Genomic DNA, 19920 nt, shown 5'->3' with positions numbered 1-19920 from the left:
CGCAGCGTCGCAATCCATGGATTGCCGCGGCGCTTCGCGCCTCGCAATGACGGCTATTCTCAGGGTCTGACGAACGCGTCCTGATATTCGGTCTTGATCGCCTTGTAGATCGCCGCGTCGACCGGCAGCTTGATGTCATAGCTGCCCTCGGCATAGGGGCCGGCGCCATAGGGGCCGATCGTCACCTGGATGCCGTCGATCAATTTGCCGTCGCGCGATGTCGGCGCCAACACCTGCTTCATCGGATCGATGCATTTGGTGAAGTCGTCATCGCCGGGCACCACCGGCGCGCCGCGCTTTTCCGCCCGCGCCCGATCCAGCGCCTTGCAGAAACTATCATGGATCGCCGCTGTAAAGGTCGCTTCGGACGTCAGCAGTGCGCCGAAATCGGTCTCGCGCCGCCGCTCCCTGTCCCACAGCAACGCTTCATAGCCGGTCATGCCATGGGCGCCGCCGGTATACATGTAATTGGAAGATTCGAGCGCCAGGAAACGCGGCGTATCGGCCATCACGCTCCAGCGCGTCTCGCGGCTATGGGCGTGGAAGGGAAAGCCGGCCTTCTTCGCCGAATCGCGGTCCTGCGTCGCCATCTTGAGCGCATCGGCCTTGTTCTCGGCCATGGCGCGGGCAAAGCGATCGACCAGCGTCGGGATCGCCGCCGCCTGCGCCGGGTAGGCATAGAGAAATTCCAGCAGTTCGGTCTTGTCCGCCTGCTCAAATGGTTTGGCGGGTGGGGCAGCGGGTCGCGTGGTGCCGGCCATGCGGTCGGCAAAGGCGCGCATCGTCGCATTGGCGGGCATGTTGCCGCCGGGCGTGTCATCCTCAGTCGATTTCGAGCAGCCGGACAGCAACAGGGCTGCGAGCAGCAGCCCCGTCGTCCCGTTCCCCCACCCTGCCCGCATCAGTGCGGCTTGGCCGTCAGGCAGCGTTCGCTGATCGCCTTGCGCGCATAGTCGCCGGCGAGCGCGCGATGGATATTGGGCCAGCCTTCGGCCACCAGCGCCTGCTCGACCGCATGGGCGTTGGCGAACTGGCCGCTTTCGGCCAGCGCATAGGCGCGGGAACGCAGGGCCTGCAGGCCGCTATTGTCGGAACGGATCATGGCTACTCTCCTTGCCGTTTATTATGATCTGGAACCTAGGCACTCGGGCCACAATAGGCAAATGCCCTGACAGCCGGCCGGGTTTCCACCGGGACGAAAGAAATGACAAAAAATGGCCCGTTCCCATGTGGAGCGCTTTCTCCTACATCCCTGTGCATGACCGAATTTGCCGACCTGCTCAAAGCCGATAATGGCCAGCCCGCCCGTTCCATCCAGCTGATCGAAGCGGCCGAACTGGACGCCTGGTTCACTGCCCAGCCCGAGCGGGTCCGCGCCCTGATCAGCGCCCAAAAATTCCACGCCAAGCCGAACGAATATGCGATCGTCCCCGGCGAGGGGCAGAGCGACTGGTCGGTCGTGGCCGGGGTGGCGAAGCGCGACGCGCTCAGCAGTTGGTGCCTGGCCAGATTGGCCGAGAGCCTGCCCGAGGGCAGCTATCGCCTGGCCGAGGGTAGCACCGGTGCGGCGGCGCTGGGCTGGCTGACGGCGCAATATCGATTCGAACGCTATCGCAAGGATGAAGGCGCGGCCGGCCCACGCGTGCTGCTGACCGGCGACGTCGCCCGGATCGAGGCGATCGTGCAGCAGGCCGAAGCGGTGGCGCTGGTCCGCGACCTGGTGAACACGCCGGCCGCCGACATGGGGCCGCAGGATCTGGAAGATGCCTTGCGCCAGCTGGCGCAGGCCCATGGCGGCGAGATGCAGGTGACACGCGGCGACGCGCTGGAGCAGGGTTTCCCGATGATCCATGCCGTCGGCAAGGCGGCGGACAAGAGCTTTGCCCCGCGCCTCATCGAAATGAGCTGGGGCGATCCCAGTGCGCCGCGCATCGCCGTGGTCGGCAAGGGCATCTGCTTCGACAGCGGGGGCCTCGACATCAAGCCGTCGTCGGGCATGCGCCTGATGAAGAAGGATATGGGCGGCGCGGCCCATGCGATCGCGCTGGCCCGGCTGATCATCGGCGCGCGCCTGCCGGTACGGCTGCACCTGCTGGTGCCGACCGCCGAAAATGCCATCAGCGGCAATGCCTTCCGTCCCGGTGACATATTGCGCAGCCGGCAGGGGCTGACCGTGGAGATCGGCAATACCGATGCCGAAGGGCGGCTGGTGCTGGGCGATGCGCTAACCCGCGCGGGTGAGGAAAAGCCCGAGCTGATCGTCGATTTCGCGACCCTGACCGGCGCGGCGCGCGTCGCCGTCGGCCCGGACCTGCCGGCGCTGTTCACCAATGACGAGGCGCTGGCGAGCGACATCGCGGCGGCCGGCACGGCGGTCGACGACCCGACCTGGCGCCTACCGCTGTGGGACGGCTATTATGACATGCTGAAGTCCGACATTGCCGACATGAACAATGCCGGCGAAGGCGGTTTTGCCGGCGCGGTGACCGCCGCCCTGTTCCTGCAGCGCTTCGTGCCGGAAGGCACGGCCTGGATCCATCTCGATACCTTCGCCTGGCGACCGGCGGCGCGTCCGGGCCGGCCCAAGGGCGGCGAGGCGCTGGGCCTGCGCGCGGTGTTCCGCCTGCTCCAGCAACGCTATGATGGCGCGCGATAGCCAAACTGCAATATCCTGCGATCCGTTACGCAACCGGATTGGCTATCATGCGTTAGGGGGGAATGAACGCGCTCGCTTCCCCGCAACAGGCCGCCCAGATCGACCGTCCCGGCATACAGCCGCTCAGCCAGTGGATGCGGACCCTGGTGGATTATGTGCGGTCGGGAAAACCCGACCTCACCAACCGCCAGATGGCCCTGATGCTGACCGTCTATATCGGCGACGGCCCGCATACCGTGCGCGGCCTGGCCGAGCAGTTGCACGTATCCAAGCCGGTCATCACCCGCGCGCTGAACAAGCTTTCGGCGCTCGGCTATCTCCGACGAGAGCGGGATGCGGCCGATCGGCGCAATATTTTCATCACCCGCACGTCGAAGGGCGCGGAATTCCTTGACGCCTTTCACCATTTCATCGCAGGAACCGCGCGCGATGACAGGCCAGATCAACACCACGCGGAACGCACCGCCTGAAAGAACCCGGTTCAAGCTGGACGGCAGATCCGTAGCGCTCGACCACCGCGTCCATGCGGCGCGTGGCGACCTTGCGGACATCTCGCTCGCCGGCGTGCTCTTTTCCGCCCATTATGCGCGCGCGGTCGAACTGACCTGCGTGGCGCCCGGCGCGCCGATCCTGTCCCAGCCCTCGCACAATGCCGAGGCGGTCAGCGAATTGCTGCGCGGCGAAAGCTTCCATGCGCTCGACGTCACGACCGACTGGGCCTGGGGCTTTTGCGGGCATGACGGCTATGTCGGCTATATCCGCCGCGACGCATTGGACGTGAAGGAAGCGGTCAGCCACCGCATCGTCAACCAGAGCGCGCCGCTGTTCAGCCGCGCCGACATCAAGGCACCGATCGCCGATCACTGGCCGCTGGGCGCCCGCTTCGGCGGCGAGGCCGAGGACAGCTTCCTCGCGACCGGCGACGGCTTCATCCATGGCCGCCATGCCGCCCCGATCGACTCGCCGGAAAGCGACTGGGTCGCGGTGGCGCAGCGCTATCTGGGCCAGCCCTATGTCTGGGGCGGCCGTGGCCATCGCGGCATCGACTGTTCGGGCCTGGTGCAGGTTGCGCTGGGCGAATGTGGCATCGCCGTGCCGCGCGACACCGACCTGCAGTGCGAGGGCATTGGCGCGCCGATCGAGGCGAGCGCGCCGTTGCAGCGCGGCGACCTGGTCTTCTTCCCCGGCCATGTCGGGATCATGACCGACGCCACCCATATGCTGCACGCCAACGCCCATTGGATGGCCGTGGTGGTCGAGCCGCTGGCCGATGTCGTCGCCCGGCTGGCGCCCGACCATGAACAGCCGATCATCGCGCGGCGGAGGATTGCCCCATGACGACGAAGATCTTCATCGACGGCGGCCATGGCACCACCGGCATCGAGATTGCCGATCGCCTGGCCGACCGGCCCGAACTGTCGCTGATCACGGTCGACGAGAAGGATCGCCGCAACATGGCGGCCCGGCGCGACGCGCTGAACGCGGCCGATATCGTGATCCTGTGCCTGCCCGACGATGCCGCGCGCGAATCCGTGTCGATGATCGACAATGACCGCACCCGCGTGATCGACGCATCGACCGCGCACCGCGTCGCCGACGGCTGGACCTATGGCTTCCCCGAACTGGAGCCGGGCCATCGCGAGCGACTGGCCAACAGCCGCTTCGTCGCCAATCCCGGCTGCTGGCCGACCGGCTTTCTGGGTCTGGTCCGTCCGCTGGTGCTGGCCGGCCTGCTGCCGGCCGACTGGCCGGTGACGGTGTCGGGCGCATCGGGCTATTCGGGTGGCGGCAAGGCGATGATCGCGGAATATGAGGGCGCCGATGGCGCGCCGACCGCCTTCCGCGCCTATGGCCTGAGCCTGGCGCACAAGCATGTGCCGGAAATGACCCGCTATTCTGGCCTGGCCCATCCGCCGCTGTTCGCGCCGGCCGTCGCCAATGCCTATCGCGGCATGCTGGTGGAAGTGCCGTTGCAACTGCGCGCCATGCCCGGCACGCCATCCCCGGCGGACATCCATGAAGCGCTGGCCGCCGCCTATGCAGGGTCGCCGATCGTCAGCGTGACGCCGCTGGCCGACAGCGAAGCCATGGCACAGATTGAGGTCGAGCATGTCGGCGCGACCGACCGCCTGTCGCTGTCGGTGTTCGGCAATGCGCAGAGCGGCCAGGCCCGCCTGGTCGCCACGCTCGACAATCTGGGCAAGGGGGCTGCGGGTGCCGCCGTGCAGAATCTCAATATCCTGGCCGGCCTGCCGGAAACCGCGGGGCTGCGGCTCTAAAGCGCCGTCAGCCAGACAGCAAAAAGGGCCGGAGCGTTCCATGACGCTCCGGCCCTTTTTGCATTCAGACGATCAGTGGATCGTACCGAGCGGCTGGTGGTGGGCGAGCAGCACGATCAGCCGCTCGATCTGGCGCCAGTGGCAGAAATGGATGTGGTTGCCGAGGTCGCGGCTGCGATCGGCCCGCGCCGCCGCCTCATAGCCGGCATTGGCGCCGAAGGTCGCGATCAGTTCCGTCGCATCCTCATAGCTCTTTCGATCCGAAAGATATGGCATGTGCATGCGACCCCCGATTTTTGCGCGCCCTTTCCCCTCCCCTATCAACCCCCATGCCAGTTTGGCGCTTTGGCGCAGCAGGCCGATGACGAGGGTGAACAGCCGGTTAGCCAAGTCCCGCAGCGGGACAGGCGCGCCATTTCGGGACGCGAGCCGTTCCGATCCGGGACAGGGGAGACGCGGGCGACAAGCGACTGGCCATGGGCGGCGGGCCATGGCAAGGATGGGCCATGAACAAGGCGAAGAATCCGACCGGCGCGGGCGCCATCATCGCATTGCTGATCATGGCCGGGGCGATCGGCGGCGGCCTGCTGGGCCAGCCCAGCATCGGCCTGCTGGTCGGCACCGGGGCCGGCATCCTGATCGCCCTGCTGCTGTGGCTGCGCGAACGAAAGGCTTAACTAACCACCCGGGCAACGGAGCGCCTTGCCGGGCGCCGCATCGCCGCATAGATGTGGCGACATGAAGAAGCATTTCATCGCCATCCCCCTCGTCGCACTGGTCATTGCCGGCGGCGCCTTCCTCTACTTCGCGCAGGGCGACACGGCCCAGTTGCCGGCCGGCGCCGATGTCGGCCGGGAACCGCGCTTCACCACGCCGCGCAACGAGTTTTTCCCGACCGTCAACATCGCCGAGGTCAAGCCGTGGAAGGCTGGCGAGAAGCCGGTCGCGGCCAAGGGGCTGGTGGTCGAGCGCTTCGCCGAGGGGCTGAGCCATCCGCGATCGCTGCTGCGCCTGCCCAATGGCGATATCCTGACGGCCGAGACCAACAGCCAGCCCCGCCCGCAGACCGGCATCGTCAGCCGGGTGATGAATTTCCTGATGAACAAGGCCGGCGCCGGCGTCCCCTCGCCCGACCGCATCAGCCTGCTGCGCGACACCGACGGCGACGGCAAGGCGGACACCAAGACGGTGTTCCTGAGCGGCCTCTATTCGCCCTATGGCATGGCGCTGATCGGCGACACCCTCTATGTCGCCAACACCAATGCGCTGATGGCCTTCCCCTATAAGGAAGGCGAGACCAAGATCAGCGACAAGGGTCGCAAGATCCTGAACCTGCCGGCCCAGGCGCCGAACATGCACTGGACCCGCAGCCTGACCGTCGGCCCCAACGGGCTGCTCTATGTCGGCGTCGGATCGAACAGCAATATCGGCGAAAATGGCCTGGAAAGCGAAGCGAACCGCGCCGCCGTGCTGGAGGTCAATCCCAAGACCGGCGACTATCGCATCTATGCGTCCGGCCTGCGCAATCCGGTCGGCCTGGCATTCGAACCCAGGAGCGGCGTGCTGTGGGGCGTGGTCAATGAGCGCGACATGCTGGGCGGCGACCTGGTCCCCGACTATCTGACCCGCGTCGAGTTCGGTGCCTTCTATGGCTGGCCGTGGAATTACTGGGGTGGCTATGAGGATCGCCGGGTCCAGCCGCAGCGGCCGGAAATCCGCGAATATACCAAGCGCCCCGACTATGCGCTGGGCAATCATGTCGCGCCGCTGGGCCTGAGCTTCTCCAAGGATGCGCAGCTTGGCGCTGCCTATGGCAATGGCGCCTTTGTCGGCCTGCATGGCAGCTGGAACCGCAAGCCGGCCGCCGGCTACAAGGTCGTGTTCATTCCGTTCGAGGATAATGGCGAAGTCGGCAAGGCCAAGCCGACCGACGTGCTGACCGGATTCCTGGACGCGCAGGGTGCGGCGCGTGGCCGCCCGGTCGACGTGACTGTCGACGCCAAGGGCGCGCTGCTGGTGGCCGACGATGTCGGCGGTGTCGTCTGGCGGGTGACCCGCGCACAATAATCTGGGGCGCCCGGCCGATGCGTCGAAAAAACTTGTTCGCAAGACCAGACGCTTAATTTCGGCCGGGCAAAAGCCGGGATATATTGCCCCGTTCGCGCGCTGATACGCGATGCGACAGGCGTCCAAGATGAAACCGATCGAACCGGCGGAGCTATATCAGCTGCGGGCGGACAGCGCGCGGCGATCCCTTCATCACTTGCGCATGGAAGCGCTGGGCCAGCCGGACCGACGACAAGGCTATGATCTGGAGCATGACCGCCGGCTGGCGGAAATGTATTTCAATACCTTCGCCGCGCTCGCCCACCGACAGCGTCACAGCGACACGCTGAGCCTCGCCCGCGTCATCAAGACGATGGCCGATGCCGCACCGCTATGCGAAACCGCCGTCGATCCGCCGCGTTGCCGCAAGGAACTGGACCGACTGGTCGACGAATTTCTGAGCCTTGCCGAAAAGGACGGCGACTGAGGATCAGACCAAGAGGGGATCAGACCGAGAGGCCGTGACGGCCGGCGAGTTCGACCACATATTGCCAGGCGACGCGGCCCGAGCGGCTGCCCCGCTGGGTTGCCCACTGGATCGCGTCGAGCGGCTCGACGCTGAGGCCCAGCGCCTGGGCATAGCCCTTGACAATGGCGACATAGGCGTCCTGGTCGAGCGCATGGAAGCCGAGGCTGAGGCCGAACCGGTCCGACAGCGCCATCTTGTCATCGACCACGTCGCGCGGATTGATCGGATCATCCTGTTCCGACAGGTTGCGCGGCACGATATGGCGGCGGTTGGAGGTCACATAGAGGCGGACATTGGCCGGACGCGCGGCGGTGCCGCCCTGGAGCAGCGAGCGCAGCGCACGGGCATCGCCCACGCCTTCGTCAAAGCCCAGATCGTCGAGAAACAGGATGAAGGGCCGGGTCGTGCTGCGCAGCAGGGTGAAGAGCGCCGGCAGGCTGGCCAGTTCATCGATCGCGCATTGCAGCAGGGCGATGTCCTGCCCTTCCGCCTGCAGCTTGCCGACCACCGAAGCCACGGTCGCCGACTTGCCGGTGCCGCGCGCCCCCCACAGCAGCACATCGTGCGCGGCATGGCCGGCGGCATGGCGACGGCTATTGTCCAGCAGCGCGCTCTTTTGCGCATCGATGCCGGTCAGCAGGTCGTAATCCACCGGGTCGAACGCATCCACCGCGCGGATCGCCACCCCGTCCCACACATAGGCAGGAGCAGCCGCAAGGTCGGCAGAGGAAGCCGGGGGCGGCGCGAGCCGTTCCAGCGCTTCGGCGATACGGGTCAGCAAGGCGTCGTTCATGGCGCGGGATTAGCCGGGCCGCGCCGTGGCGGCAAGCTTTGCCAACAATGTCATGTCACTGTCGCAATGGCCTTTTACTGCAGCGTTCCGGGGTCTATATCGCGGGGGTCGTGACTATCCCAAATCCAGCCTTTTCCACCAGGGTCTGCCGCTATGGCGCGGAAGCGCTTCGCGAGGCAGCCTTGCTGATCCGCGCCGGCGAGCCCGTCGCCGTTCCCACCGAAACCGTCTATGGCCTGGCGGCCGATGCCACCGATTCCCAGGCGGTCGCGGGCATCTACAGCGCCAAGGGGCGGCCCAGCTTCAACCCGCTGATCGTCCATGTCGCCGACATGGAGATGGCACGGCGGCTGGCCGATTTCTCGCCCCAGGCCGAGCAGCTTGCCGCCCGCTTCTGGCCGGGCGCGCTGACCATGGTGCTGCCGGTGCGGGCCGATAGCGGCCTGTCACCGCTGGTGATGGCCGGCCTGCCGACCGTGGCGCTGCGCCTGCCGGCCCATCCGGCGATGCGCGCGCTGATCCGCGAGAGCGGTAGGCCGCTGGCGGCGCCGTCGGCCAATCGCAGCGGATCGATCAGCCCCAGCCGGGCCGAGCATGTGCTGGCCAGCCTCAACGGCAAGATCCGCATGATCCTGGACGAAGGCCCGACCAGCGAAGGGCTGGAATCGACCATCGCCGCCCCCGAAGCGGACCGCATCCGCCTGCTGCGCCCCGGCCCGGTGACGGCCGCGATGCTGGAGGAGGCAAGCGGCCTGCCGGTGATCACGGGGAAGGACAATGCGAAGATCGAAGCGCCCGGCCAGCTCGAAAGCCATTATGCGCCGTCGAAGCCGGTGCGGCTCAACGCGCTGCGGGCGGAGAAGGATGAATATCTGATCGGCTTCGGGCTGATGCCCTGCCATCTGAACCTGAGCGTCGACGCAGACCTGCGCGAGGCGGCGGCCCATCTGTTCGCGGCACTGCACGTCGCCGACGCCAGCACCCAGGAGCGGATCGCGGTCGCGCCCATCCCCGACGAGGAGATCGGCACCGCCATCAACGACCGGTTACGCCGCGCCGCGGCCTGACCGCTCGATCTGACGGATTTCGGGGCTCAGCCGCAATTGTCGTAGCCGGCCTTGCGGCATTCGCGGCGGCGCTGTTCGTCGGCCTTCTTGCGCGCCTTGCCTTCCTCGGCCTCCTGCTTGCGCATCTTGCGGCCATAATTGCGGTCGGCCTCGTCCTGGCTGGTCGTCGCCCAGTCCGCCGCCTGCGCACCTGCGCGCACCGGCAGGGTCACGATATCCACCGCGGTCCTGGCAATGCAGCCCGGCAGCATCAGCAGCATCGCCGGCGCCAGCAGCATGATCGTCCTGGTCATTCTCAAAGTCCCCCGACTCGTCCGTTGCGCTGCATCTGCCATGGTCGACATTAACCATAGGCTAAGAACGCGGCGAAACGGGACGAGCCGTCGGGAAATCGGCCAGGCCGAGGATTATTCCTCGATGCGCGCGGCAAAGCCCTTGCGCAGCTTGGCCAGCTTGGGCGGGATCACGGCCATGCAATAGGGATTCTGGTCGCCGACCCGCTCCCAATATTTCTGGTGATAATCCTCGGCCGGATACCAGGGGGCATCCGCCTCGATCGCGGTCACCACCGGATCGACCTGATCCACCTGTGCCCGCGCGATGCCGGCCAGTGCCTCGGCCTGCTGCTCGGCCGAATGGGGGAAGATCGCCGAACGATACTGCGTCCCGATGTCGTTACCCTGGCGGTTCAGCGTGGTCGGATTGTGGGTGGCGAAGAAGATGTCGAGCAGGTCGGCATAGCTGATGACGGCCGGGTCGAAGGCAATGCGGATCGCTTCGGCATGGCCGGTATTGCCGGTGCAGACCTCCTCATAGGTCGGATCGACCTTGGTCCCGCCGATATAGCCGCTCTGGACCGATTCCACGCCCTTGAGCGTCTGGTAGACTGCTTCCGTACACCAGAAGCAGCCACCAGCCAGCGTTGCGATTTCCTGCGCCATATATCGATAATCCTTATCCAGCTTTGGCGCGCTAGATAGGAGCAATCAGGCCGCGGTTCCAGTCTGCGCCGCATTCTGCGCCATCGCCTGTTCGGCCTTGGCGCGTTCTTCGGCGACCAGTTCCTTGCGCGACAGCTTGCCGACCAGCGTCTTGGGCAGGCTGGCCCGCACTTCGACTACGCAGACCCGCTCATGCTTGCCCAGTTGCGGGTTGAGCCAGTCCTTGAGCCCCGGCCCGTCGATGGTCGCGCCTTCGTTCAGGGTCACGAACGCCTTGGGCTGCTCGCCGCGATAGCGATCGGGCACGCCGATCACCAGCGCCTCCTTCACCGATTCATGATGATAGAGGACCGATTCCACCTGACTCGGGAAGACCTTGAAGCCGCCGACGGCGATCATGTCCTTGAGGCGATCGACGATCCGCACATAGCCGTCGTCATCCACCTCGCCGACATCGCCGGTGCGCAGGAACTCGCCCACGAACACCTGCGCGTCCGCGTCCGGCCGGTTCCAATAGCCCTTCATGATCTGCGGGCCGGCAAACATCAGTTCGCCCGGCTCGCCTTCTGGCGGGGGCTGGGTCGGATCCTCGCGGCTGACGATCTTGACGCGGGTGCCGGGCACGGGTTGGCCGACGGTGCCGGTCTTGTTCAGCCCCTCATAGGGATTGGCACAGACGATCGGGCTGGTTTCGGTGAGGCCATAGCCCTCGATCAGGCGCGCGCCGGTCACCGCCTCGAACTTCTGCTTCACCTCCATCGGCAGCGGCGCGCCGCCCGAAATGCAGGTGCGCAGCGACGAGAAATCGATGTTCGGCAGGGCCGGATGATCGAGCAGCGCCTGATACATGGTCGGCACGCCGGGGAGCGACGTCGCCTTGGTCCGCTGCACCGCGGAAAGTACCTGCACCGCCTCGAACCGGGGCAGCATCACCATCTCGCCACCATTCATGACGGTCCGGTTCAGCGTGCAGGTATTGGCGAAGACATGGAAAAAGGGCAGCACCGCGATGATGCGGTCGTCGCCCTCGCCCGCATGCGGGTCGATCCCCTGCGCCTGGCGCGCATTGGCGGTCAGATTCTGGTGGGTCAGCATCGCGCCCTTGGGCGTGCCGGTGGTGCCGCCGGTATATTGCAGCAGCGCGACGTCGTTGACCGGATCGATGTCGGCCACGATGCATTCGCCCGCATTGGCGATCAGCCGGTCATAACGGATGACGCGCGGATCATGCGGCAGCGGAGTTGTCTCGCCGCGCTTGAACAGGCGGAAGAGGATGCTTTTGGCGGTCGGCAGCACTTCGGCGATCGAACCGACCACCAGCTTTTCCAGGCTGCTATTGTCCAGCACCTTGAGCGCGGTCGGCAGCAGTGCCTTGGCCGACAGGGTGAACAGGATCTTGGTGCCGCTATCCTCGACCTGATGCTCCAGCTCGGCGGCGGTGTAGAGGGGGGAGAAGTTGACGACGATCGCGCCGGCCAGCAGCGCGCCATAATAGGCCGCGACATAATGGGGGGTGTTGGGCAGGTAGAGACCGACCCGGTCCCCCTTCTTCACGCCCATGGCCTGCAATCCGCAAGCGATGCGCCTGATGTCGTCCATCATCGCGCCATAGCTGAACTTGCGCCCCATGAAGTCGATCATGTGGGCCTGCGGGTGGGCGGTGGCGCTCTGCGTTACCATGTCCCCCATCGACATCGGCGGGAACGTCTGCTCCCACGGCGTAGGGTGCTGATAATGCTCGCGCCAGATCTTTTCTCTGCTCTCCATTTACAGAAGTGTAAGTGGCCCGAGCGCTTTACGCAAGCGTCAACCTGTGTCTGGATTGTAGCAAAAAGGCCGCGCCGGAAAGCCGGCGCGGCCCTTGAAAATGCTGCATCGCAGCGGGTCAGAAAGAGCGTCGGATGACGCTACGTTTTCAGACCTCGCCCTTGTTGCTGCTGAACGGGTCGAGGATCGTCGCGGCGCCCGAAATCAGCTCGGACTCGCTCTTGAGCGCCTGCTCGATGCGGCGCGCATTATCCTCGCGCTCGCGGCGCAGTTCCTCGATCAGCGCCTCGCGATCGCCATCCAGACGCGAATCGGTCGGCATCTCGATGCCAGCCTTCTTCGCCGCCTTGCTGACCAGCGCATCCAGTTCGCGCTGCGAGCACAGGCCCAGCGTCACCGGATCCTTGGGCGTGATGTTGCTGATGTTCCAGTGGCTGCGATCGCGGATCGCAGCGATGGTGGTGCGGGTGGTGCCGATCAGCTTGCCGATCGCGCCGTCCGAAATCTCCGGATGGTTGCGCAGGATCCAGGCGATGCCATCGGGCTTGTCCTGGCGCTTGCTGACCGGGGTGTAGCGCGGCCCCTTGGTGCGGCGGACCGGCTCGGGGCCCTTGAGCATCTTGAGCTTATAGTCGGGGTTGCTCTCGCCCTTGTGGATTTCGTCCATGGTGATTTCATGGGCGCGCACGGGATCGCGGCCGGTATATTTGATGCCGGCGGTGTCATCGGCGATGGCCTGGACTTCCAGGATGTGGAGCCCGCAGAATTCCGCGATCTGGTCGAAGCTCAGAGCGCTATTGTCGACCAGCCAGCTGGCGGTCGCATGGGGCATGAGGGGCTGGGACACGGGGTCTTCTCCGGCTCTAAAAACGATAAGGGCCGCCCAAGCAGGGCGGCCACGACATGTCAGGGATAGAGCATCGCGGGGCTTGCGGCAAGGAAAAGCGTCAGGCGGCGCTGTCCATCACCACCGGATCGATCGGATGCAATCCGGCCAGGAATTCCTGCGCGCTGCGTTCCCAACTGAAGCTGCGGCCATAGGCGGCACAGGCCGCCCGATCGCACAGCAGCGCGGCGGCGATGGCATCTTCCAGCCGCTCCGACAGGGCACCGGTTTCCGGCGTGACGATATCGATCGGCCCGGTCACCGGATAGGCCGCGACCGGCGTGCCAGCGGCCAGCGCCTCGATCATCACCAGCCCGAACGTGTCGGTGCGGCTGGGGAAGACGAACACGTCCGCGCCGGCATAGATCGCCGCCAGATCGGCACCGAACTGCGCGCCCAGGAAACGGGCATCGGGATAGGCGCGTTCCAGCGCACCGCGGGCCGGGCCGTCGCCGACGATCAGCTTGGTTCCGGGATGCTCGCTCGCCAGGAAGGCTTCCAGATTCTTCTCGACCGCGACCCGCCCGACATAGAGCTGGATCGGGCGCGGCAGGTCCGCCAGCAGGGCCGAGGGGGTGACACCCCCGGCAAAGGTGTTGAGGTCCACGCCCCTGCCCCATTTGCGGACATTGGCGACGCCATGGGCACGCAATTGCTGCCGCACCGACCGGGTCGACACCAGCACAGCCTGTGCCGGGCCGTGGAACCAGCGAATATAGCGCCAGAACCAGGCCGCCGGCAGGCCGGTGCGCTGCGACACATAATCGGGAAAGTGGGTGTGATAGGCGGTGGTGAAGGGCACATTGCCGCGCAGGCACCAGCGGCGGGCGGCAAAGCAGAGCGGCCCTTCGGTCGCCAGATGGACAGCATCGGGCCGGAAGGCGGCGATCGCCTGCCCCACCACGCCCGAACGCACCAGCGCCAGCCGGATTTCCGGATAGGTCGGACAGGGAATGGAGCCATAGAGATCGGGCGAGATCACCTTCACGTCATGGCCCATATGCTCCAGTTCGGCCTGGATCGTCTGCAGCGTGCGCACCACGCCATTGACCTGCGGCGTCCAGGCATCAGTGACGATCGCGATCCGCATATCCCGTCTCCGCGTCAGGCCGCCATCAGCGCCGGCGACGCCGCGCCCCGCTTGGCGATCTCGTCGGCCCAGTGCAGCACTTCCATCGCGCCGCTGGCATGCTCCACCAGCGCGGTGCAGCCCTCCACCCAGTCGCCATCATTATAATATTGGATGCCCTCGATCTCGCGCATCTCGGCATTGTGGATATGGCCGCACACCACGCCGTCGACGCCGCGCGCGCCAGCTTCATGCGCCACCACTTCCTCGAAGCGGGAGATGAAGGACACGGCATTCTTGACCTTGTGCTTGGCCATCTTACTCAAGGACCAATAGGGCAGGCCCATGCGCCGGCGCACCGCATTGACCACCACGTTGAGGCGCATCAGCGTCGTGTAGGCCGCGTCCCCCACGAAGGCGAGCCAGCGATGGGCCAGCATGATCGTGTCGAACTCGTCGCCATGCAGCACCAGCAGCTTGCGCCCATCGGCGGTCTCGTGGATCGCCTTGCGCCGGATCTCGACCCCGCCGAAATTCATGCCGGTGAACTGGCGGAACATCTCGTCATGATTGCCGGGAATATAGACGACACGGGTGCCGCGCTTGGCCCGCTTCATGATCCGCCACAGCACGTCATTATGCGCGGCCGGCCAGTAGAAGCGCTTCTTGAGCCGCCAGCCATCGATGATGTCGCCGACCAGATAGATGGTGTCGCTGTCGACGCTGTCCAGGAAATCGATCAGCATCGTCGCGTTGCAGCCGCGCGTGCCCAGATGGATGTCGGAAATCCAGATGGTGCGATAGCGGCGACGCGCGCCTTCCCGCTCGGGGATGTGGAAACGGTCGTCAGCCCCCTCTTCCAGTTCGCTCAGGAAGGGCAAGCGCGTGATGGCGTCCATGTCTACGTCCTCAAGGGCTGTTGTCCTTGAGGCCGAATCCCTAGCGCCGCTCTGTTACAACTCCGCACCGAATATGACGGAAATGCTACGGTTTGGCGGGTTTCTCCGCCGCCCCTCACACCGTCAGCACGATCTTCCCGAAATGTTCGCCGGCATCCATGCGGGCATGGGCCTTGGCCGCGTCGGCGAGGGCAAAGCGCTGGTCCATCGCCGGGCGCAGCCTGCCCTGTTCGACGAAGGGCCAGACGGTGCGCATGATCTCGTCCGCGACCAGGCTCTTGAAGCCCGAGGAGCGCGGCCGCAGGGTCGATCCGGTCAGGGTCAGGCGCCTGGACATCACCGTCGGCAGGAAGATGCTGGTCTTGGCCCCGCCCAGCACCGCGATCGACACATGGCGGCCATCTTCCGCCATGCATTCGATGTTGCGCGGGACATAGTCGCCGCCGACCATGTCGAGCACCGCCTGCACCCCCTGCCCGCCGGTGATGCGCTTCACCTCGGCGACATAGTCCTGGTTCTTGTAATTGATCGCATGGGAAGCGCCCCATTCGAGCGCCTGCGCGCATTTGTCGTCACTGCCGCAGGTGACGATGATCTCTATGTCGAACAGGCGGCAGAGTGAGATCGCCATGGTCCCAATGCCGCTGGTGCCGCCATGGACCAGCACCCGGTCGCCGCCGACCACATAGGCGCGCTCGAACAGGTTGGTCCACACGGTGAACAGGGTTTCGGGCAGCGCCGCTGCCTCTGCCAGGTCATAGTCCGCCGGCACCGGCAGGCACTGGCCGGCCGGGGCAATCGCATATTCGGCATAGCCCCCGCCCGGCAGCAGCGCGCAGACGCGCTGGCCGACCAGCATGTCGGCGGACCGGCCGGCGGCGACGATCGTGCCCGCCACTTCGAGTCCGGGAATGTCGGATGCGCCGGGCGGCGGCGGATATTTGCCCTGCCGCTGCAGCACGTCGGGCCGGTTGACGCCGGCGGCGGCGACGCGGATCAGCACCTCATCCTCGCCGGGCACCGGCACCGGCCGCTGTTCGGGCACCAGGGCGTCGGGACCGCCCGGCACCGGGATGCCGATGGCCGTCATCTGCGAAGGAATCGTGAAACTGTCGAGGATCATATGCGCCCCCCGGGCCAGAGATATTGCGCCGCACCCAAAATCGACGGACGGAGCTTCGCTTCTTATTGACAGACTAGCCTACAGGGTCAACATTACCCTTTATGGACATGGACAATGATCTGCCGAGAAAGGCCGATGATCCGCTGGCCCAACTGCTCCGACAGGATCTGGGTCCCCTGTCCGTTGCGGAACTGGAAGCGCGCATCAGGGCGCTGGAAACCGAAATCACCCGCACTCGAACAAAAATTGAAAGCGCCGTTAACCATAAGGCAACTGCCGAGGCGTTATTCAAGCGATGAACCCGCGCCTCGCCCCTGACGGCCCGACCATGGGCTCCACCGGGCATGGGCAGTCTGGCAATTCCGGCGGTCAGGGCCTGTCCCTTGAACCGTCGTCGAGCAATGCCGACATAAGGTTCAAGTCAGCCCCGGGTCGGGGCCAGGAGTAGAAAAGACATGCCATCTTTCGCAGCCGCCCTTGAAACCACCCTGCACAATGCGCTGACCCATGCGTCCGAGCGCAAGCATGAATATGCGACGCTGGAGCATCTGCTGCTCGCGCTGATCGACGATGAACATGCGTCGAAGGTGATGCAGGCGTGCGGCGTGGAACTGGGCGAACTGGCCGATGCCGTCACCCAGTATCTCGACACCGAACTTGACAGCCTGAAGGTGGAGGGCGCCAGCGACCCCTCGCCCACCAGCGGCTTCCAGCGCGTCGTCCAGCGCGCCATCCTCCATGTCCAGTCGTCCGGCAAGGATGAGGTGACGGGCGCTAATGTCCTCGTCGCGCTCTTCTCCGAACGCGAATCCTATGCCGTCTATTTCCTGCAGCAGCAGGACATGAGCCGCCTCGATGCCGTCAGCTATATCAGCCACGGCGTCGGCAAGGGCACGCCCACGCCCGAGCGTCAGGAGACCAAGGGGGCAGCCGAGGAGGAAAAGAAGGTGCAGGACGGCAAGGGCAAGAAGGACAGTGCCTTGGAGCAGTTCACCGTCAACCTCAACGAGAAGGCGGAACGCGGCAAGGTCGATCCGCTGATCGGCCGGTCGTCGGAAGTCGACCGCACCATCCAGATCCTGTGCCGCCGTTCGAAGAACAACCCGCTCTATGTCGGTGATCCGGGCGTGGGCAAGACCGCGATCGCGGAAGGCCTGGCGCGCAAGATCGTCGAGGGCGAAGTGCCCGACGTGCTCAAGGAAGCGGTCATCTATTCGCTCGACATGGGCGCGCTGCTGGCCGGCACCCGCTATCGCGGCGATTTCGAGGAGCGGCTGAAGGCGGTCGTCACCGAACTGGAGAAGATGCCGCACGCCGTCCTCTTCATCGACGAGATCCACACCGTGATCGGTGCCGGCGCGACCTCAGGTGGCGCGATGGACGCCTCGAACCTGTTGAAGCCGGCCCTGTCGGGCGGGACGATCCGCTGCATCGGGTCGACCACCTACAAGGAATTCCGCAATCATTTCGAGAAGGACCGCGCGCTGCTGCGGCGCTTCCAGAAGATCGACGTGAACGAGCCTTCGGTCGAGGATACGATCAAGATCCTGACCGGCCTGCGCACCGCGTTCGAGGAACATCATCACGTCAAATATACGCCGGACGCGATCAAGGCGGCGGTCGAGCTGTCGGCGCGCTACATCAACGACCGCAAGCTGCCCGACAAGGCGATCGACGTGATAGACGAGGTCGGCGCGATGCAGATGCTGGTGGTGCCCTCCAAGCGCAAGAAGACGATCACCCCCAAGGAGATCGAGGCGGTCATCGCCACCATGGCGCGCATCCCGCCCAAGACCGTGTCGTCGGACGACAAGAGCGTGCTGGAATCGCTGACCACCGATTTGAAGCGCGTCGTCTTCGGCCAGGATCAGGCGATCGAGGTGCTGTCGTCCGCGATCAAGCTGTCGCGTGCCGGCCTGCGCGATCCCGACAAGCCGATCGGCAACTATCTCTTCTCCGGCCCGACCGGCGTCGGCAAGACGGAGGTGGCGCGCCAGCTCGCCACCCTGCTCGGCATCCCGCTGCAGCGGTTCGACATGTCGGAATATATGGAACGCCATTCGGTCAGCCGGCTGATCGGCGCCCCTCCGGGCTATGTCGGCTATGACCAGGGTGGCCTGCTGACCGACGCGGTCGACCAGCAGCCGCACAGCGTGCTGCTGCTCGACGAGATCGAGAAGGCGCATCCCGACCTGTTCAACATCCTGTTGCAGGTGATGGACAATGGCCGCCTGACCGATCACCACGGCAAGACCGTCGATTTCCGCAACACCATCCTCATCATGACCACCAATGCCGGTGCGTCGGACATGGCGAAGGAGTCGATCGGCTTTGGCGAGCTGACCCGCGAGGATGTGCAGGAAGACGCGGTGAAGAAGCTCTTCACCCCCGAATTCCGCAACCGCCTCGATGCGATCGTGCCGTTCGGCTATCTGCCGCCGGAAATCGTCGCCCGCGTCATCGACAAGTTCGTGCTGCAACTGGAACTGCAACTGGCCGACCGCGACGTCCACATCACCCTGGACGAGGATGCCAAGGCCTGGCTCACCAAGAACGGCTATGACAAGCTCTATGGTGCCCGCCCGATGGGCCGCCTGATGCAGGAAAAGATCAAGCAGCCGCTGGCCGAGGAACTGCTGTTCGGCAAGCTGGTCCATGGCGGCGAGGTCCATGTCCATATGAAGGACGAGGCGCTCGCCTTCCAGATCACCCCCGCCGCGCCCAAGAAGGGCGGCAAGAAGGGCGGCAAGGCCAAGGCGCCGGAAGGCACGAAATAAGCGGCTTCACAGGCCCATGGGAAAGGCGGCTCGACAGGGCCGCCTTTTTTATTCCTCCCCGGCACGGGGAGGGGGACCGTGCGCAGCACGGTGGAGGGGCAGGCGCCACAAAGAGCCGCATCCCCGCGCCGCTCCCCTTTTTTTCCGTCATTGCCGCACAGACGGTTAGCCGTCCCCCACTGCCTCCGTGCCTCCGCGGCTCCGCGTGATTCATTTTCGCGCGGAGCCGCGGAGGCACGGAGAAGAAAAGGAAAGGCGAATTTAGGGTGGAAACAAGGCATAGCCCCTCCCTTCCAGGGAGGGGTTGGGGTGGGTTGCGAGCGCAGCGAGCTTCTACCCTATCGACCGTAGACCGCCGCTACGCGGCGCACCCACCCCCGGCCCCTCCCTGGAAGGGAGGGGAGTAGGAAACGTCCGCTTCTGGTCGCTTCCAGACCATCCTCCCCTGCAAGGGGAGGTGGATGGCCGAAGGCCAGACGGAGGGGTGTCCCCTCTCGATAGCGTAACACCCCTCCACCACTTCGTGGTTCCCTTCGGCAGAGTCACGTGCCTCTGCCGAACCTTGCAGGGGAGGATTTTACCGCCGCTTCTGGTGGTCAGCCCCCTCGCCAGACACCCACATGCCCTTGCCTGCGTCAGCGTTGCATGACACCCATGCCATCATGCTGCCCCACACCCAATCCGTCATCCTCCTCCACGGCTTTGGCGGGCATCAGGTCCAGACCGCTTTGCTCGCGCGTCGCTTGCGCGGGGCGGGGTATGTCGTCGCCAATATCGGCTATCCCAGCTGGCGCTGGCCGCTCGCCCGCGTCATCGATCATCTCCACGCCCGCATCATCGCCAGCCCGGCCCATGCCGCCAAGACCGTCCACTGCGTCGGCCATTCGATGGGCGGACTGATGCTGCGCGCCTGGCTCGCGCGCCATCGCCCCGATCATCTCGGCCGTGTCGTCATGCTCGGCACGCCCAATGGCGGCAGCGAGATTGCCGACCTTCTCTACCGCCTGCGCCTCCATCCGCTGATCCTGAACCAGGCCGGCGCGCTGCTGCGCACGCGCCGCGACGCCGCCATGCTGGCGGCGCTGGGC

The 19920-nt window shown here is 65.6% G+C and carries 22 protein-coding genes; 11 read left to right on the top strand and 11 right to left on the bottom strand.

All coding sequences use genetic code 11. From position 1 onward, the window contains the following. Positions 1–59 precede the first annotated feature (59 nt). Positions 60–902 (bottom strand): DUF4163 domain-containing protein, encoded by an 843-nt coding sequence (locus CG471_RS07340; RefSeq protein WP_099231411.1) that lies wholly within the window; start codon positions 900–902, stop codon positions 60–62. Further along, positions 902–1102 carry a hypothetical protein gene (locus CG471_RS07335; protein WP_099231410.1) on the bottom strand — a complete coding sequence of 67 codons (201 nt, stop codon included), beginning with the start codon at positions 1100–1102 and terminating at the stop codon, positions 902–904. Before CG471_RS07335 ends, CG471_RS07340 begins: the two co-directional genes overlap by 1 nt. Positions 1103–1258: 156 nt before the next feature. Between CG471_RS07335 and CG471_RS07330 the strand changes: the two genes are divergently transcribed. The 4 genes from CG471_RS07330 (at position 1259) to argC (ending at position 4935) form a co-directional block, all read left to right on the top strand. After that, positions 1259–2656, top strand: coding sequence for a M17 family metallopeptidase (locus tag CG471_RS07330; RefSeq protein ID WP_099231409.1), 1398 nt, complete (start codon positions 1259–1261; stop codon positions 2654–2656). A 62-nt stretch (positions 2657–2718) separates the two neighbouring features. Continuing rightward, a complete protein-coding gene (locus CG471_RS07325; RefSeq protein WP_004211384.1) occupies positions 2719–3126 on the top strand; it encodes a helix-turn-helix domain-containing protein in 408 nt (135 codons plus the stop codon). After that, positions 3086–3994 carry an NlpC/P60 family protein gene (locus tag CG471_RS07320; protein ID WP_099231408.1) on the top strand — a complete coding sequence of 303 codons (909 nt, stop codon included), beginning with the start codon at positions 3086–3088 and terminating at the stop codon, positions 3992–3994. Before CG471_RS07325 ends, CG471_RS07320 begins: the two co-directional genes overlap by 41 nt. After that, a complete protein-coding gene (gene argC / locus CG471_RS07315) occupies positions 3991–4935 on the top strand; it encodes an N-acetyl-gamma-glutamyl-phosphate reductase (protein WP_099231407.1) in 945 nt (314 codons plus the stop codon). Before CG471_RS07320 ends, argC begins: the two co-directional genes overlap by 4 nt. A gap of 72 nt (positions 4936–5007) precedes the next feature. Here the strand turns inward: argC and CG471_RS07310 are convergent, their stop codons facing one another. Further along, a complete protein-coding gene (locus tag CG471_RS07310) occupies positions 5008–5211 on the bottom strand; it encodes a hypothetical protein (protein WP_004211380.1) in 204 nt (67 codons plus the stop codon). Between the two features lie 230 nt (positions 5212–5441). On the opposite strand from CG471_RS07310, the gene CG471_RS30565 reads away from it, so the two are divergent. The 3 genes from CG471_RS30565 (at position 5442) to CG471_RS07300 (ending at position 7468) form a co-directional block, all read left to right on the top strand. Continuing rightward, positions 5442–5612 (top strand): hypothetical protein, encoded by a 171-nt coding sequence (locus CG471_RS30565; RefSeq protein ID WP_010337933.1) that lies wholly within the window; start codon positions 5442–5444, stop codon positions 5610–5612. Between the two features lie 61 nt (positions 5613–5673). Then, a complete protein-coding gene (locus CG471_RS07305; RefSeq protein WP_004211377.1) occupies positions 5674–7002 on the top strand; it encodes a sorbosone dehydrogenase family protein in 1329 nt (442 codons plus the stop codon). A gap of 127 nt (positions 7003–7129) precedes the next feature. Then, positions 7130–7468: a hypothetical protein gene (locus tag CG471_RS07300; RefSeq protein WP_247594306.1), complete on the top strand. Its 339-nt coding sequence runs from the start codon at positions 7130–7132 to the stop codon at positions 7466–7468. 19 nt (positions 7469–7487) lie between these two features. Here CG471_RS07300 and CG471_RS07295 read toward each other — a convergent pair whose 3' ends face one another. Beyond that, positions 7488–8303 carry an ATP-binding protein gene (locus tag CG471_RS07295; RefSeq protein WP_099231405.1) on the bottom strand — a complete coding sequence of 272 codons (816 nt, stop codon included), beginning with the start codon at positions 8301–8303 and terminating at the stop codon, positions 7488–7490. A 110-nt stretch (positions 8304–8413) separates the two neighbouring features. On the opposite strand from CG471_RS07295, the gene CG471_RS07290 reads away from it, so the two are divergent. Further along, on the top strand, positions 8414–9370 hold the full coding sequence (locus CG471_RS07290) for an L-threonylcarbamoyladenylate synthase (RefSeq protein ID WP_099231404.1): 957 nt from the start codon (positions 8414–8416) through the stop codon (positions 9368–9370). A gap of 26 nt (positions 9371–9396) precedes the next feature. Here the strand turns inward: CG471_RS07290 and CG471_RS07285 are convergent, their stop codons facing one another. The 7 genes from CG471_RS07285 to CG471_RS07255 all read right to left on the bottom strand — a co-directional run bounded on the left by CG471_RS07285 (position 9397) and on the right by CG471_RS07255 (position 16055). Beyond that, positions 9397–9663 (bottom strand): hypothetical protein, encoded by a 267-nt coding sequence (locus CG471_RS07285; protein ID WP_037517836.1) that lies wholly within the window; start codon positions 9661–9663, stop codon positions 9397–9399. A 114-nt stretch (positions 9664–9777) separates the two neighbouring features. Further along, positions 9778–10311, bottom strand: coding sequence for a peptide-methionine (S)-S-oxide reductase MsrA (gene msrA, locus CG471_RS07280; protein ID WP_004211369.1), 534 nt, complete (start codon positions 10309–10311; stop codon positions 9778–9780). A 45-nt stretch (positions 10312–10356) separates the two neighbouring features. Further along, complete coding sequence (locus CG471_RS07275) at positions 10357–12078, bottom strand: long-chain fatty acid--CoA ligase (protein ID WP_099231403.1); 1722 nt, start codon at positions 12076–12078, stop codon at positions 10357–10359. Positions 12079–12226: 148 nt separating this feature from the next. Beyond that, a complete protein-coding gene (locus CG471_RS07270) occupies positions 12227–12910 on the bottom strand; it encodes a DUF1013 domain-containing protein (protein WP_010337928.1) in 684 nt (227 codons plus the stop codon). 115 nt (positions 12911–13025) lie between these two features. Continuing rightward, positions 13026–14054 carry a glycosyltransferase family 1 protein gene (locus CG471_RS07265; protein WP_099231402.1) on the bottom strand — a complete coding sequence of 343 codons (1029 nt, stop codon included), beginning with the start codon at positions 14052–14054 and terminating at the stop codon, positions 13026–13028. Positions 14055–14068: 14 nt separating this feature from the next. Continuing rightward, entirely contained in the window at positions 14069–14932 is an 864-nt protein-coding gene (locus CG471_RS07260) for a UDP-2,3-diacylglucosamine diphosphatase (protein WP_099231401.1), read from the bottom strand. A gap of 115 nt (positions 14933–15047) precedes the next feature. Further along, positions 15048–16055 carry an NAD(P)H-quinone oxidoreductase gene (locus CG471_RS07255; protein ID WP_099231400.1) on the bottom strand — a complete coding sequence of 336 codons (1008 nt, stop codon included), beginning with the start codon at positions 16053–16055 and terminating at the stop codon, positions 15048–15050. Between the two features lie 101 nt (positions 16056–16156). Between CG471_RS07255 and CG471_RS07250 the strand changes: the two genes are divergently transcribed. The 3 genes from CG471_RS07250 to CG471_RS07240 all read left to right on the top strand — a co-directional run. Next, positions 16157–16354, top strand: a complete 198-nt coding sequence (locus CG471_RS07250) for a DUF1192 domain-containing protein (protein ID WP_004211362.1) — start codon at positions 16157–16159, stop codon at positions 16352–16354. Between the two features lie 156 nt (positions 16355–16510). Next, positions 16511–18832: an ATP-dependent Clp protease ATP-binding subunit ClpA gene (gene clpA, locus CG471_RS07245; RefSeq protein ID WP_099231399.1), complete on the top strand. Its 2322-nt coding sequence runs from the start codon at positions 16511–16513 to the stop codon at positions 18830–18832. A gap of 662 nt (positions 18833–19494) precedes the next feature. Beyond that, positions 19495–19920: triacylglycerol lipase (locus CG471_RS07240; RefSeq protein ID WP_180275633.1), on the top strand; the 426-nt coding region annotated here is incomplete at its 3' end.

This window comes from Sphingobium sp. IP1 (assembly GCF_002708645.1).
GTDB classification, from domain to species: domain Bacteria; phylum Pseudomonadota; class Alphaproteobacteria; order Sphingomonadales; family Sphingomonadaceae; genus Sphingobium; species Sphingobium yanoikuyae.
The sequence above is the reverse complement of the archived record's forward strand: the minus strand, read 5'-3'. Positions and strand labels throughout refer to the sequence as shown.

Coding starts and splice junctions, on each gene's coding strand:
- msrA (WP_004211369.1), bottom strand. CDS start 10,311: ATGGCGCAGGAAATCGCAACGCTGGCTGGTGGCTGCTTCTGGTGTACG.
- CG471_RS07340 (WP_099231411.1), bottom strand. CDS start 902: ATGCGGGCAGGGTGGGGGAACGGGACGACGGGGCTGCTGCTCGCAGCC.
- CG471_RS07330 (WP_099231409.1), top strand. CDS start 1,259: ATGACCGAATTTGCCGACCTGCTCAAAGCCGATAATGGCCAGCCCGCC.
- CG471_RS07305 (WP_004211377.1), top strand. CDS start 5,674: ATGAAGAAGCATTTCATCGCCATCCCCCTCGTCGCACTGGTCATTGCC.
- CG471_RS07285 (WP_037517836.1), bottom strand. CDS start 9,663: ATGACCAGGACGATCATGCTGCTGGCGCCGGCGATGCTGCTGATGCTG.
- CG471_RS07300 (WP_247594306.1), top strand. CDS start 7,130: ATGAAACCGATCGAACCGGCGGAGCTATATCAGCTGCGGGCGGACAGC.
- CG471_RS30565 (WP_010337933.1), top strand. CDS start 5,442: ATGAACAAGGCGAAGAATCCGACCGGCGCGGGCGCCATCATCGCATTG.
- CG471_RS07255 (WP_099231400.1), bottom strand. CDS start 16,055: ATGATCCTCGACAGTTTCACGATTCCTTCGCAGATGACGGCCATCGGC.
- CG471_RS07335 (WP_099231410.1), bottom strand. CDS start 1,102: ATGATCCGTTCCGACAATAGCGGCCTGCAGGCCCTGCGTTCCCGCGCC.
- CG471_RS07250 (WP_004211362.1), top strand. CDS start 16,157: ATGGACATGGACAATGATCTGCCGAGAAAGGCCGATGATCCGCTGGCC.
- CG471_RS07270 (WP_010337928.1), bottom strand. CDS start 12,910: ATGCCCCATGCGACCGCCAGCTGGCTGGTCGACAATAGCGCTCTGAGC.
- CG471_RS07295 (WP_099231405.1), bottom strand. CDS start 8,303: ATGAACGACGCCTTGCTGACCCGTATCGCCGAAGCGCTGGAACGGCTC.
- CG471_RS07320 (WP_099231408.1), top strand. CDS start 3,086: ATGACAGGCCAGATCAACACCACGCGGAACGCACCGCCTGAAAGAACC.
- CG471_RS07310 (WP_004211380.1), bottom strand. CDS start 5,211: ATGCCATATCTTTCGGATCGAAAGAGCTATGAGGATGCGACGGAACTG.
- CG471_RS07260 (WP_099231401.1), bottom strand. CDS start 14,932: ATGGACGCCATCACGCGCTTGCCCTTCCTGAGCGAACTGGAAGAGGGG.
- CG471_RS07275 (WP_099231403.1), bottom strand. CDS start 12,078: ATGGAGAGCAGAGAAAAGATCTGGCGCGAGCATTATCAGCACCCTACG.
- argC (WP_099231407.1), top strand. CDS start 3,991: ATGACGACGAAGATCTTCATCGACGGCGGCCATGGCACCACCGGCATC.
- CG471_RS07325 (WP_004211384.1), top strand. CDS start 2,719: ATGAACGCGCTCGCTTCCCCGCAACAGGCCGCCCAGATCGACCGTCCC.
- CG471_RS07265 (WP_099231402.1), bottom strand. CDS start 14,054: ATGCGGATCGCGATCGTCACTGATGCCTGGACGCCGCAGGTCAATGGC.
- clpA (WP_099231399.1), top strand. CDS start 16,511: ATGCCATCTTTCGCAGCCGCCCTTGAAACCACCCTGCACAATGCGCTG.